Source organism: Adlercreutzia murintestinalis (assembly GCF_943192905.1).
Lineage (GTDB): Bacteria > Actinomycetota > Coriobacteriia > Coriobacteriales > Eggerthellaceae > Adlercreutzia_A > Adlercreutzia_A murintestinalis.
In genome coordinates, this window is record NZ_CALPCC010000019.1 from 1 (window position 1) to 12,500 (window position 12,500).

At 59.0% G+C, this 12,500-nt stretch carries 11 protein-coding genes; 5 read left to right on the forward strand and 6 right to left on the reverse strand.

Annotation, left to right across the window (positions count from 1 at the left end):
• Positions 1–462 precede the first annotated feature (462 nt).
• The 4 genes from NFR19_RS07020 to NFR19_RS07035 are packed head-to-tail and all read left to right on the forward strand — an operon-like array spanning position 463 to position 4,486.
• Positions 463–1,236 carry an ABC transporter ATP-binding protein gene (locus tag NFR19_RS07020; RefSeq protein ID WP_251213081.1) on the forward strand — a complete coding sequence of 258 codons (774 nt, stop codon included), beginning with the start codon at positions 463–465 and terminating at the stop codon, positions 1,234–1,236.
• Positions 1,233–2,828, forward strand: a complete 1,596-nt coding sequence (locus NFR19_RS07025; protein ID WP_251213082.1) for a putative ABC transporter permease subunit — start codon at positions 1,233–1,235, stop codon at positions 2,826–2,828. The genes NFR19_RS07020 and NFR19_RS07025 overlap by 4 nt, the downstream gene beginning before the upstream one ends.
• 18 nt (positions 2,829–2,846) lie before the next feature.
• Positions 2,847–3,341, forward strand: a complete 495-nt coding sequence (locus NFR19_RS07030) for a GntR family transcriptional regulator (RefSeq protein ID WP_251213083.1) — start codon at positions 2,847–2,849, stop codon at positions 3,339–3,341.
• 8 nt (positions 3,342–3,349) lie between these two features.
• On the forward strand, positions 3,350–4,486 hold the full coding sequence (locus NFR19_RS07035; RefSeq protein ID WP_251213084.1) for a DUF1648 domain-containing protein: 1,137 nt from the start codon (positions 3,350–3,352) through the stop codon (positions 4,484–4,486).
• Positions 4,487–4,535: 49 nt separating this feature from the next.
• On the opposite strand, the gene NFR19_RS07040 is transcribed toward NFR19_RS07035, so the two are convergent.
• The 6 genes from NFR19_RS07040 to NFR19_RS07065 all read right to left on the reverse strand — a co-directional run bounded on the left by NFR19_RS07040 (position 4,536) and on the right by NFR19_RS07065 (position 10,796).
• Positions 4,536–4,808 (reverse strand): hypothetical protein, encoded by a 273-nt coding sequence (locus tag NFR19_RS07040; RefSeq protein ID WP_251213085.1) that lies wholly within the window; start codon positions 4,806–4,808, stop codon positions 4,536–4,538.
• Positions 4,805–5,308, reverse strand: a complete 504-nt coding sequence (locus NFR19_RS07045) for an FKBP-type peptidyl-prolyl cis-trans isomerase (RefSeq protein ID WP_349665523.1) — start codon at positions 5,306–5,308, stop codon at positions 4,805–4,807. Before NFR19_RS07045 ends, NFR19_RS07040 begins: the two co-directional genes overlap by 4 nt.
• 80 nt (positions 5,309–5,388) lie before the next feature.
• A complete protein-coding gene (locus NFR19_RS07050; RefSeq protein ID WP_251213086.1) occupies positions 5,389–5,925 on the reverse strand; it encodes a VOC family protein in 537 nt (178 codons plus the stop codon).
• A 502-nt stretch (positions 5,926–6,427) separates the two neighbouring features.
• The gene (locus NFR19_RS07055) at positions 6,428–7,228 is read right to left on the reverse strand and encodes a 4Fe-4S dicluster domain-containing protein (protein ID WP_251213087.1); all 801 of its coding nucleotides are present in this window, start codon (positions 7,226–7,228) and stop codon (positions 6,428–6,430) included.
• A 29-nt stretch (positions 7,229–7,257) separates the two neighbouring features.
• A complete protein-coding gene (locus NFR19_RS07060) occupies positions 7,258–9,972 on the reverse strand; it encodes a molybdopterin-dependent oxidoreductase (protein WP_251213088.1) in 2,715 nt (904 codons plus the stop codon).
• A gap of 266 nt (positions 9,973–10,238) precedes the next feature.
• Positions 10,239–10,796, reverse strand: a complete 558-nt coding sequence (locus NFR19_RS07065) for a TetR/AcrR family transcriptional regulator (protein ID WP_251213089.1) — start codon at positions 10,794–10,796, stop codon at positions 10,239–10,241.
• A gap of 119 nt (positions 10,797–10,915) precedes the next feature.
• Here NFR19_RS07065 and NFR19_RS07070 point away from each other — a divergent pair, with 119 nt between their 5' ends.
• Positions 10,916–12,283, forward strand: a complete 1,368-nt coding sequence (locus tag NFR19_RS07070) for an MATE family efflux transporter (protein WP_251213090.1) — start codon at positions 10,916–10,918, stop codon at positions 12,281–12,283.
• The last annotated feature ends 217 nt before the right edge of the window (positions 12,284–12,500 follow it).

Below are 12,500 nucleotides of genomic sequence, written 5' to 3' on the forward strand. Positions count from 1 at the left end.
CTTTTAGCCATGGTTTTCCCATCGTGATCTGGGAATTGTTGGCCATTCCGGACACACTTTTTGAGAATTAACCCCGAATCTTACAGGAACCGCCCCGAGGATGGCGGTGACGCCGAAGCCCGATCGGATGCCGTAATCAACGCCCAGGAGCAGCTTTCTCAAAAATAGCCAAAGCTGCCCTGCGGCCTTCGGGTTGTGAGGCATTTAGCGCAACAGTCCCAGCGTACAGGTGCCAAGTAAGGCGGATGGAGATGACGCCTGCGCAGTGTAGATACCGGCTCTTCACATCGTATCGGCTTCGCTCGCGCAAGGGCATCCGTACACCCCGCATATCTTTGGTATCTGATTCAAGAAGGGTATATGCTCGATCATCGAGACGAAAGACCATGTCCGATTCCCTCTCCTTTGTTCTATTTGTTATAGTATAGATATAACAAATAGAACAAAGGAGAGGGAGCAAAGGTGGCAGCAGCTGAGATACCGGTACTGAAGGTGTTGAATGTTACACGCGTGTTCGGGGAGAAGCGCGCACTGGATGGCGTGTCCTTGGATGTGCCCGCTGGCAGCATCTTCGGGTTCGTGGGGCCCAACGGCGCCGGCAAGACCACGCTCATCCGCTCCATCGTGGGCGTGGCGAAGCCGGATGCGGGCGATATCCGAATAGCCGGTCAGTCCGTGCTAACGGACGGCCTTGCCTGCAAGCGCCAGACCGCCTACGTGCCGGATAACCCGGACGTGTACGAATTCCTAACGGGCATGCAGTACCTGGATTACATCGCCGACATTTTCGAGGTGCCCGCCGCCCTGCAGCACGAGCGCATCCGCGCGCATGCAGAACGCCTGAGAATCGCTCAGGATCTGGGCAGCCTCATCTCCGCCTATTCCCACGGCATGCGCCAGAAGCTAGTGCTCATCGGCGCGTTTCTGCACGAACCCTTGCTCATGGTGCTGGATGAGCCGTTCGTAGGGCTCGATCCGGAGGCGTCGTTCCAGGTGAAGGGGATGCTACGCGAGCTGGCCGCGCGTGGGTCCGCTGTGTTCTTTTCAAGCCACGTGTTAGAAGTGGTGGAGAAGCTCTGCGACCAGGTGGCCATCATCCAGCACGGGCGCATTCAGGCGTGCGGCGCTACCGAGGAAGTACGGGGCGCTGCGGGGCTAGAAGCGGTGTTCTTGGAGATGGTGCGCGAAACTACAGAACCGCCAGAGGGAACGCCCACGCAGGAGGACGTGCGATGAAGCACCTCGTCTTGCTCTTGAAGGTTCAATTCGCCGGAATGTTCGGCATCAACAAGCGCCTGCATGCCAACAGGCGCAAGACGGCATCATCGGCGGCCGTAGTGGCGGTGGTGGCACTCATCATCGGAGCTGCGATCTGCGCATACATGGCGCTCATCGCGCAGTCCTTGGTGATCATGGGAAGCGCTCGCACCATCCCGCTTCTCGGGGTGGTGATCGTGAGCGCTGCGGTGGTGGTCACCACGTTCATGAAGGCCCATGGCACGCTGTTCATGTTGTCTGACTACGACGAGATCATGTCGCTTCCGGTAAAGGTGCCCGTGGTCGTGCTGTCCCGCTTGATCCCGCTGTACGCCTTGAGCATGCTCTTCAGCGCTGTGGTGCTGATTCCCATGATGGCGGTCTATGCGCACGCATGCTCCCTTGCACCCGCTTCGATAGCGTGCGTGGTCGTGGCGGTCGTACTGACCCCGGCCATCCCTGCTGCTGTGGCCGTCGTACTGGCAGCGTTGGCGGCATTCGCCAGCGCGCGCATGCGGCATGCGAACATCGTCATGAGCTGCGTGCTCATGGTGTTCATGGTGGCGCTCGTCATCGGCGTGATGGTGATGACCTCGGGTCCTGGAGCTGAGGATAGCCTGGTGTCTCTGGGCTCTTCTATGGGCGCCTCCACCATCGATGCGCTGGGAAATGCCTATCCAGTGGCATCGTGGGCTGCGGCGGGCATGACCAGCCAGAACCTCGGTGCGTTCGCGCTGTTCGCGGGTGCGTCCCTGGTCGTGGGAGCGCTCATGATAGCGGTGCTCACCCGCCTGTTCCAGCCCGTGAACCAGCGCCTTACCTCGGCTCAAGTGCGCGCAGAAGACGCAGCGGGACTGAGCGCGCGCCCGATGCGCGTCCGCTCGCCCTTCGGGGCGCTCCTGGCGAAAGAAGCCCGCATGCTCATGAACACGCCCATCTACTTCATGAACGCATGTGCGGGATTCGTGCTGGCGCTGGTGGCTTCCGTGGCCGTTGTGGTGGCCGCAGCGCTCGGGTACGATCCGCTTGAAGCGGTACCGGGAGAGATGCGCGGCATGGTGGTCCTCTTCATCCCCTGGGTGCTGGCGTTCATGGTGGGGATGATGACCACCACGTCAGCATCCGTCTCTTTGGAGGGAAAGTGCCGTTGGCTCATGCTCACCGCTCCGGTGCCCGCGCGCACGGTTCTGGGCGCGAAGCTCGGCTTGGCGTTGGTGACGGGCGTACCGGCGGCAGTGGTGAGCGGGGCGCTTCTGGCCTGGGGGTTCGGCATGGATGCGCTCCAGGCGGCAGTGCTCCTGCTGTGCGCGGTGGCGGCCGTGACGTTCTCAGCTACATTTGGTCTCATGATGGATGTGCGGTATCCTCGGTTCGATTGGACCAGTCCTTACGAGCCGGTCAAACGGGGGGTATCCGTGTTCGCTTCCGTTCTGGGCGCGGCGGTGTATGTGGTCTTGGGGTGTGCGGCCACGGCGCTGCTGGGGCTTGCGGGCACGTTCATGATAGCGGCAGCGGGGCTGGTGTTCGCCGTATTCTTCTGGCGAGATGCCATCAACGTGGAAGGCGCATAACAGCGAAAGGGAGGCGCCATGATCATCAGCATCGACCAGTCATCAGCTGAGCCGCTGTATCTGCAGCTGCGTGCGCAGATCATCAAGGCCATCGCACAAGGCGAACTGCAACCCGGTCAAGCGCTTCCCAGCGTACGTGCGCTGGCGGCCGATCTGGGCATCAATCTGCATACGGTGAACAAGGCTTATGCGGTCCTGCGCGATGAGGGCTACGTGCTCATGCGCGGCCGATCAGGTGCCTGCATCGCGGACCCCTGCGAGACCGACCGCGCGGATGCGGCACAGGCGGCCCTCGCGCGCATGGAGGACGACCTGTTCAGCCTGGCGCTGGCGCACCGGGCGCGGGGTGGTGCACGCGGAGCGTTCTTGGAGTGCGCTGCCGCACAAGCAGCTCGCGCCTATGACGTGCTCGATCGGCCCGAAACAGCTGAGCAGCGTGCCATCGCGAAAGCGAAAAAGGAAGCCCCCGGGCGAGATGCGATCTCAGGCAGCGCCCTTCCCGCGCAAGCGTGACGGCGCCCATGCAGGCAACGTCGTTCCTCACGCTGGCCTACGTCTTCCTGATCGGGCTGCTCTTCGCGCTGGGCACCTTCTTGGCGTTCATGCCATACCTTACGCGCCGGCAGGAATGCTTCGCCGTCACCGTGCCGGCATCCGCCAGCGCTGACCCTTACCTTCGCCGCTTGAAGCGCTGCTTCACCGCTGCGTTGCTCGCGCTCACGGTTTTGCTCAGCCTGGGCGCATGCGCGCTCTTCACGGGAGGCATCCAAGATGACGCAGGGCTCTTGGACACCCTTGATTGGTACCTGATCGGTTCCGACGCAGCCGTGCTCATAGCCTACTATGCGCTCATGCTGCTGTTCCGGCGCAAGGTGCAATCCCGTAAGGATCAGATGAGCTGGGCAGCGCATGAGCAGCGCAGCGTTGCGGTCATCGCGGAAGAGGGCGTCCGCCGCGTGCCGCTTGCCTGGTGCTGGGTCTTTGCGGGCATCATCGCAGCCACGTTCGCGTGCGCGCTCGTCTGTTACCCCCTGTTCCCCGACCAAGTCCCCGTGCGCGTGAGCGCTGATGGCACGGTGCAAGAGTGGATGGCGAAGGGCCCTGCCGTCATCGCGTTCCCCATCATCTTGCAAGCGTTCTTGGCCGGGTGCTTCACGTTCGCGCTCTGGTCCATCAACCGCTCCAAGAAGCACGTGGACCCAACAGCGCCCGCCACCTCTGCGCTCGCGTACGGGCTGTATGCGCGCGCCTGGAGCCTGTATGACCTCGTCTGCGGTTCGGTGATGGTGGCTGTGGTGGGCGCATCGTTCTTGCTGGCGTCTCTGGAGCTGATCCCGCTGATCGTGGTGGCGGCCGTCATCATCGTGCTGGCGGTGGCGGCTGTGGGCAGCGCGCTCGTGCTGTCCGTGGTGTATGGCCAGGCGGGGTCGCGCTTGTTCTCGCGCATGAAGGCGACCGATGCCATGCCTGAAGACGATGACGCGCACTGGAAGGCGGGGCTGTTCTACTTCAACCCGGACGACGCGGGCTTGTTCCTGCCGGAGCGATTCGGCATCGGGTGGACGATGAACTGGGGGCGTCCTGCGGCCTGGGCTATCCTCGGCGGCATCATCGCCACGTTCGCCGCCTTCGCCTTCGCGGTCACCGCCCTCATCTGACCGGTGACGGAATGACCTGACCCTATTGTCACGCTCTCACTCACTATTGTCACACCCTGTGCCAGACACCTCCGATCAGCACCGAGAATGCTTTCAGCTCGATATGACCTGCATGGGTCGCACTGCCGAGATACAGGATCGATCCATCGCACAGCTCACCCGTGCGGATCCATCTTCCGCTACCGAATCCACCGTATTCGAATAGCTGGGAACCATCAGCAGCGAGCAACATTGCGCATGATGCATCAGCGGAAACGATAGGGAGCGCTCGAAGCTTGCCCTGAACTCTGAGCTCATCAATGAGAGAAATGGCGCCGCTCATGACTGAAGCGACGCTTTCAACCTTTGGCAACCGCATCCGCATTCTGCTGCATGCGCCTCTTGGGCGATGGCATCAGACTTCAATATCTCCATCAGTTCAATATCGAACTCAAGATCTCTTCCTGCGAGTTCGTGGTTATGATCGAATCTGATAACCTCTTCATCCACGAAATCGACCCGGACCCGCATCGACCCTACACCCGTGCGCATCTCGATATACCCGCCAACAGGAAGATTCTCCCACTCAGGGAACTGCGCGCTCGGGATCGTTTCGAGCAACGATTCGTCATACGCACCATAGGCCTTTTCGGCTGGAATCCGCAACGTGCGTGCGTCGCCTGGCTCCATATGGATCACCGCCTCTTCGAGGGCAGCAAGAAGCATCTGAGAGCCTACGGTGAATTCTATGGGTTGGCCTGCTCTTCGCGAATCGCAGAAACACGAACCATCGTCCAAGCGCCCCGTGCAATGGATCCGCACCGTATCGCCAATCTCTACCATGATGAACTCCGAACTCAAGACTGCATGATGGGTTTCTCACACCGAAGCCGCATGCCCTCAACAGCGAACCGCTTCGGTAATCATTCGCCACCCATAAGAACCGACAGAGGCATGAGGACGGGAGCATCTACAGGAGACTTCTCGTGAATGGCCTTGATACCTTGCCAAAGCTGCTCTGAAGGAGTGGTGACCTCGATGTATTGTCCAAGAAGATCGCGGGCATCCAGGTAAGCGATCTCCATGCCCTGACCGCTGGTCATACGCATAGCCAAGGTCATGCCTGCATCCTCCATCTGCTTCACCGCTACATCCACGTCATCAACGTAGACGCAGAAATGATGCAGGCCGTATCGACCCATCTCGTGATACGGATCGGGCCCTTCGCTTGCCACCTCGATGAGTTCAAGCTGGATATCGTTGATATGCCCCAGGGCCGTGCGCATATCAAGCTCTGTCTTCTTTCCGCGGATATCCACATTCTTGTTGCTGCTCAAGCCAAGATCGATGAATGGACCCGCACCCAATGCAGCGCGCATCTGCGCCGCTGCTTCTTCGATGCTCGCTACGTAGTAACCTAGTTGCTTGACGCCATATGAGTCGAACATGTTCGCAGTCATTGAAAAACCTCCTTGATGGAGCAATGGGGCTCGTCGGGAACGTGAAGTGCCCTCGCCTTGTTTGACCTGTGAGTCAGAAGGCGTACAACGCCATGAACGAGCACGCCATTCTCTACCGTATCCTCTGCTGTACCGACTTATGCAGTTGGCGGCTTGGGTGCCCCTGGTGCCGAAGGAGGCTTAGGTGCGCCGGGCGCTTGGGGCGCTCCAGGAGCCTTGGGGGCTGCTGCGGCATCGAGCTTTGCCTGATCGGCATCGAAATCCTTGATGGTGTTGTCAAGCTCTGCGCCACAATCTGAACACACTTTATCAACCGGCTTGCACGCCTTGCCGCAACTGGGGCATTTCTTCATTTGAATCTCTGCTGGTCTGAAGCACATGATCCTGCTCCTTCATCCTCGTCGTCTTCTATTGCGCATACGCTCAATCGACCCGCGATCGAACGAACAAGAAGCCCGGCCCACGCTAGGGAGTGAACCGGGCTCCTGGAAGGAAATTGCGTCTAGCTGAGCGCCACGTCTCCCAAACCCTGATCCTCGGAGACCGTGCTCACGGCAACGCTCTTCTTCTTACCACCGTGCTCGATGGTCACCGTCCATTCGGCGTCAGGAAGATCCCTGAGCCAGAAATCGCCCCAGGAGTCTGTCGTGGCGGTGAACGTGCCCGCATCTCCTGTTGCCGTTACCGTTGCACCCTCGATGATCTCTTCAGCATCGGGATCGAATACGGTGCCCGCGATGAACTTCTTGGGAAGCCCGCGATAGAACACACGTGGCTTCGTGCCATACTCCGGATGCAGCACCTCGGTGCCTTCCAGATCAAGGTCCGCCTCTTCGCCGAACGTAATAACATCAACATGGCAGTTGTCCACACAGCGCGGCACGCTGATGGGATGGTCGCCATCGAGAAGATGCGCGCAGCCTGTGCACTTCTGGGGAATGTTCAGGGCATCATTCCAGTAGATCGCATGATACGGACAGGCATCCATGATCTCACGCTGGCCTTTGGCTTTAGCCGGGTCGATGAGCACCAGACCATCCTCGCGACGATAGACCGCGCCATTCTTCGCGGCAGCTTCGCACGGAGCGTTCTCGCAATGGTTGCACATCGTCGGCATGTAGGTGACTTTGACGTGAGGGGCGTGCCCGCGCTCGAACTGCTTGACCTTCATCCAGAACTGCCCGACTTCGGGTTGTGCCTCGGCATAGGGCATCCATGCTTGATCGCAGTGCTCGTCCTTGCACCCGATCTGGCAGTCGTGGCAGCCGACGCACTTCGTCAGGTCGATAAGAAATGCTTTCATAACTATCCTCTTCCTCTGTTGGTCGGTTGCTATTCGATGACCCAAGATTTGTAATTGATGCCGATGGCAGGATCGTAGTCGCGGGCGAATGCCTCGGGGTACTGCGCTTTCATCTCGTCGTACTCTGCTTGCGAAAGCTTTTCCGCCTCAAGCAGGTAACCCGTGACCGCAAAGCCCTTGCAATGCTTCGACACCTGATTGTTGGGGCTGATGAGGTTGATGGCACCACCGCGGTCCAAGTGCGGTGCGATGGGATCCACGCGCGACCCCTTGTTGACCACAACAGAGCCCGGCGTGATGCGCTCAGAGATGCGCGCTGCCGTGAGCACGCAGCCACGCTCGTTGAAGAGCTTCACGATGTCCCCGGCTTCGATGCCACGGGCCTCGGCGTCCGCCTTGTTCATCCAGACTGGCTCGTACAGGTAGCCATCCGGCCCCTTCACCTTGCAGGTCTCGATCTCGCGGAACCACTTGATGTCGTCTCCCTGCACGTGGACGCGGAAGCGGGCAGGATTCGCCGTCACCAGCAGCGGGTATTTCTTGCAGCGTTCACCCCACAGCGTCTCATCGTGCGTCCACCCCTCTTCTGCTGGGCCGCCGATGATCCAACGAGCCATCGGTGTGCGCTCTTTGTCATCAGGGAAATTGTCAGCAAGAGCCTGGGACCAGAACTCAATCTTGCCGGACGGCGTATCCAGCGGGAAGTTCTCGGGATCCTCATAGAACTGACGCATTCCTGGTGGCAGATCCTTCCAGTTCTCGTCCAGCTTCGGGAAGTAGTAGCCCTTCTCTTTGAACTCATCCCATGAGATCTCTTCGCCCAGACGAGACTGATCGAAACCGTATTGGATCCACTCGTCAACCGACATGCCCAGATCGATCTGATCGCGCACACCGAAGCGGTCGCCGATCATGCATGCGATCTCGAAGTCGGAGAAAGACTCTCCCACACGATCGCAACCTGGAGGCGTGAGTCCTGAGTGGGGCTGTGCCACGATCATGCCAGAGCCCATGGAGTCATTGTCCTCCACGCAGGTGGTCACCGGAAGCACCAGATCAGCGAACAGCGAGTCATTCTCAAGCCACTGATGGTTAGTGACGAAGAACTCCACCTCGTTGGTGCGAATGGCATCCTGGTAATTGAAGCCACCGTCCCAGCAATTCATGTTGCAGGGCTTCTCGGACCAGAGCATGTGCACCTTTCCCACCTTCGGTGCTTCGGTGGGAGCCTCCATACCGGCTGCCTCAGCCATCGCGCGCATCATGCCGAGCACAGCTTCGGGCTTTGCGGGATAGTTGAACTCCTGGAACTGCTCAGAGGTCTCGACATAGACGATGCAGGGGCTACCCCACCACTTGACCTCACCCTTCTGCAAAGCTTCGGCCACCATGGTGCGCGGAATGGATTGCGCGTTGGGATAGAACATGCGGCACTGGTTGATGGAACTGTACGGAGCAGAGGTTGAACGCGCGATGCGCGCCTTCGCCATGCTGGACGCGTTCAGATGCAGCTGCTGTACACCAGGTTTCCCCAGCCCCTGCATAGCAAGCTTGTAGGCACCAGTGCGACCCGGCTCATGTGAATAGGGCGTCTTGACCGAGCCAGAACTGAAGTGAGCATGGGACGTGACCTTTTTGGCCACGTTGCGTGCATAGGCTTTGATGGTATGCACCGGCACACCGCACCGCTCGGATGCCCACTGCGGAGTCTTGGCGATGCCCTCTTCATCGTTGCCGAGGATGTAATCGCGCACCTTATCGAAATGAATGGTGTGCGTATCAACGTAGTCCTTGTCGTAGAGACCTTCGGTGATCCACACGTACATGACGCCAAAGTCGAATGCAACGTCCGTATTCGGCAGGATGGGAATCCACTTCATGGTCTCGTGACAAACGGCCGTGTAATTGCAGAACGGATCCACGATGACGAATTCCTTGCCCAGCTCCTCCCAGTACTTGAGCAAGCGGGACCAGAACTGACTTCCATAGTTCTGAGTCAATTCCCAGTCACCAGCATCGAAGCAGATGAGCTCGGAGTATTCCGTGATGTCCTTGATGACGTTCCATGAGTTATAGCCGGTCTGGGGCGGCGCGATCATGCCTAGGCCCTTATTGGAACCGGAGCCCCACACATGCTTGGCGCCCCAATACCATCCCTCGACCGAGTCAGGCGTGCGCGTCTCGCGGGTATAGCCGCCGAGCTTGCTCATGAGATTCGCATGCATGCCGCCGCCGGCGTGAAGATCCTTGGACTCACGATGCCCGTCTTCGCCCACTGCTAGAACGGAATAGGGCCCATAGGTGTCGATGATGCGCTTCAGTTCGCTCTCCATGATATCGAGCGCTTCATCCCAGCTGATACGCACGAACTTCGACTTCCCACGGTTCGCAGCGTTGATCTTGTCGGGATCGCCGCCCGGCTCCCAATCAACGCGCTTCAGCGGATATCTAACACGGTTCTTGGAATAGACGCGGTTCTTATACGCCAACGCAAAATAGTTTGGCGCGGTCTTCATCGGAGGGGAGAACGTCTTTCCATCTTTTTCTAGCTCCCACAGAGAATCCGCGAGTTCTTCTTTCGTGTACTTCGTGTCGATGTTGTACGGACGTATGCGAACGATCTTGCCGTCCACCGCATCGACGGCTGTCAGTTCGCCGCCCGTTCCCCCGCACGCGATGCTTTGAAGTGTTGTCGAATAATCGCTTTGCTTCTCAGCAGTGGTCCGGATACCCTCACTCCCCATGCCACGCTCCTCTCGCTTCATGCGTCCATCGTGCTGATGGACTCCTTGAGTCAATCAAAACAGAGCGAGAACAGCGGGAACAGCAGCCATAATTCCCACATTGGGCCAACACTGGTTCAATCGCCGAACTTTGGATACCAAAGGGAACAATTTCGCCTATCTGTACCGTCAATATGACCAATATATCGCTTTTGTGTCTGCGGCGACTCAGGGCGCCCGAGCGGAAGCCTTGCACAAACTGAACGAGGGCGCTCTTGACTCAAACGTCAATCAAGAAGCTTCAAGAGGAATGGCATGGTCAGATCGTTGTAGATATCTGCAAGCTCGTCAGGACTGATGACCATTCGCTCGCTTATCCACTTCTGCATGAGCATAGCCTGGGACGAAGCAAAGAAATAGGCAACGTAATCGCGCTTGTATTCTGGATGAATGACGTCAAGTATCGAGGTGCTCTCCATATTGAGCTTGTAGATCGAATTCGTCACCACGCGAAGGAATGTGTCATCGTGTCCGCGAAGCGGACCGACTAGATTGAGGTAGTATTCTTTTTCGGCATAAAGAGCCTCGTACATGCGCTTCACGAAGGTGTCATTGAGAATCAATCGATCCTGCAGGTCGAACAAACGATGCAGGTCGCGCAGCCGTTTCACAACATGCTTATCAAACAGCGCTTCGACGACCGCCTCTTTGTCATGAAAAACCGAGTAGAACGCTTTACGGGTCACGCCAGCCGTTCGACAAATCTCCGAAACGGTGATCTTGCTATAGGGCTTGCCCAGTAGCAGCCCTTTGAACGCTTCCTCAACCTGTTCAACCACATCCATGAGCAGACTCCCGCTTCGCCGCTGGAGAACCCCACAACGAGCATGTGCATCTATGATGCTTATAGTATAGGAAAGTCGAAAGCGCTATCGAGCAAGCTTCTTGGCAACGTTTTCAAGGCATGCGCTATGCTACCCTGCTTGAGATGGGCGCTCCTTCAACATACAAGCAATTAGCGACGATAGCTCTGCCCACGTTCGGACAGCTGATCGCCGAACCCGCATTCGTGCTCATCGATACCGCCATCGTGGGACATGTGGGCGACGGTGCCTTGGCGGGACTCGCGCTGGGGTCCACCATCATCCTGACCGCAGTTGGGCTCTGCATCTTTCTGGCGTATGCCACCACTTCGCACGTCGCGCATCTCTTCGGCGCAGGACGTCTGCGCGAGGGCCTCCAAGCTGGCATCGACAACCTGTGGCTCTCTCTGCTGATCGGATGCGTGCTGGCAGCGGCGCTCTTCACCACCGCCGAGCCGCTGTGCGCAGCGCTCGGGGGACGCAGTGACGATCTTGTCCAAGGTGTCGCATACACGCGCGCAGTGGTGCTGGGCGCGCCCGGCATGCTGCTCGTCTATGCTGCGAACGGCCTGTACCGCGGCCTCCAGAAGGTGAGCATCACACTGATCGTGGCAGTATGCGGCGCGGTACTGAACACCGTGCTGGATGTGCTGTTCGTGATCGGTCTAGGATGGGGCGTGGCAGGGTCTGGCTTTGCCACCTTCATCGCACAGTGGTTCATGGGAATAGCGTTGCTCGTGCCCGCTGTACGCTGGGCGCGTTGGGGAGGTGCGTCGCTGCGACCCCATTGGAGCAGTATCGCCCATGCAGGCAAAGATGGTTTTCCGCTGTTCCTGCGCACGCTCGCACTGCGAACGGGCCTTGTGGCAACGGTCATGGCGGCGGCAGCGCTGGGAAGCGAAACACTGGCAAGCTACCAAGCGGTAAACGCCAGTTGGAATTTCGTGCTGAATATTCTGGATTCAGTGGCTATCGCGGGACAAACGATGGTGGGAGCAGCGCTGGGTGCTCATGATGGCATCCGCGCACGGCAGTTGACACGAACCACGCTGCGGGCCGGTCTGGCAACAGGTACGCTCATCGGTCTTGCGTTCGCTACGCTCGCCTTCGCGGCGCCACCGCTCTTCTCAGCGAACCCCTCAGTGCAGCAGCTGGTGAGCGTCGGCATGGTCATCACCGGCATCGCTTTGCCCCTGCAAGGGTGGATGTGGGCAGCCGACGGCATCCTGATCGGCGCAGGAGATTTTCGCTATCTGGCTTGGACCTGCACTGTAGTCGCCGTTGTCTACGTTGGTGTTCTGGTGCTGCTCGTCAGTGGGGCAGCCTCGCACATCGCCGATGGCCCTGTGCGCTGCGGGCTGCTCTGGGGTGCCTTCGATTTCGTCTTGATGGGTGGCCGCACTCTCACCAATGGCCTGCGCATCCAAAGCGATGCGTGGATGACACCGCGCCCTGAACGCGTTGCGTAGTGCGCGTCTGCCGCGCGTGCTGTTTGTTGCGTATGATATTCGGCGCGCGCCTCATGCCACGAGCCATTTTCTGTCCGCCCTGTGCAGCGCATCCGGTCATACCGAACGCAGCGGCACCTGCCAGCACGAGACAAAGCACGATGGGGAGCAAACGGAAAAATCGCATGAGAGCTTACCTTTCACAAGATACGCTTCCAAACCCTGCAGCGCGGTGGCG

Bases quoted from the DNA above. Each gene is read 5' to 3' on its own strand.
- NFR19_RS07030 (WP_251213083.1), top strand. From the start codon at position 2,847: ATGATCATCAGCATCGACCAGTCATCAGCTGAGCCGCTGTATCTGCAG.
- NFR19_RS07035 (WP_251213084.1), top strand. From the start codon at position 3,350: ATGCAGGCAACGTCGTTCCTCACGCTGGCCTACGTCTTCCTGATCGGG.
- NFR19_RS07025 (WP_251213082.1), top strand. From the start codon at position 1,233: ATGAAGCACCTCGTCTTGCTCTTGAAGGTTCAATTCGCCGGAATGTTC.
- NFR19_RS07060 (WP_251213088.1), bottom strand. From the start codon at position 9,972: ATGGGGAGTGAGGGTATCCGGACCACTGCTGAGAAGCAAAGCGATTAT.
- NFR19_RS07050 (WP_251213086.1), bottom strand. From the start codon at position 5,925: ATGACTGCGAACATGTTCGACTCATATGGCGTCAAGCAACTAGGTTAC.
- NFR19_RS07045 (WP_349665523.1), bottom strand. From the start codon at position 5,308: ATGGTAGAGATTGGCGATACGGTGCGGATCCATTGCACGGGGCGCTTG.
- NFR19_RS07070 (WP_251213090.1), top strand. From the start codon at position 10,916: ATGCGCTATGCTACCCTGCTTGAGATGGGCGCTCCTTCAACATACAAG.
- NFR19_RS07065 (WP_251213089.1), bottom strand. From the start codon at position 10,796: ATGGATGTGGTTGAACAGGTTGAGGAAGCGTTCAAAGGGCTGCTACTG.
- NFR19_RS07040 (WP_251213085.1), bottom strand. From the start codon at position 4,808: ATGAGCGGCGCCATTTCTCTCATTGATGAGCTCAGAGTTCAGGGCAAG.
- NFR19_RS07055 (WP_251213087.1), bottom strand. From the start codon at position 7,228: ATGAAAGCATTTCTTATCGACCTGACGAAGTGCGTCGGCTGCCACGAC.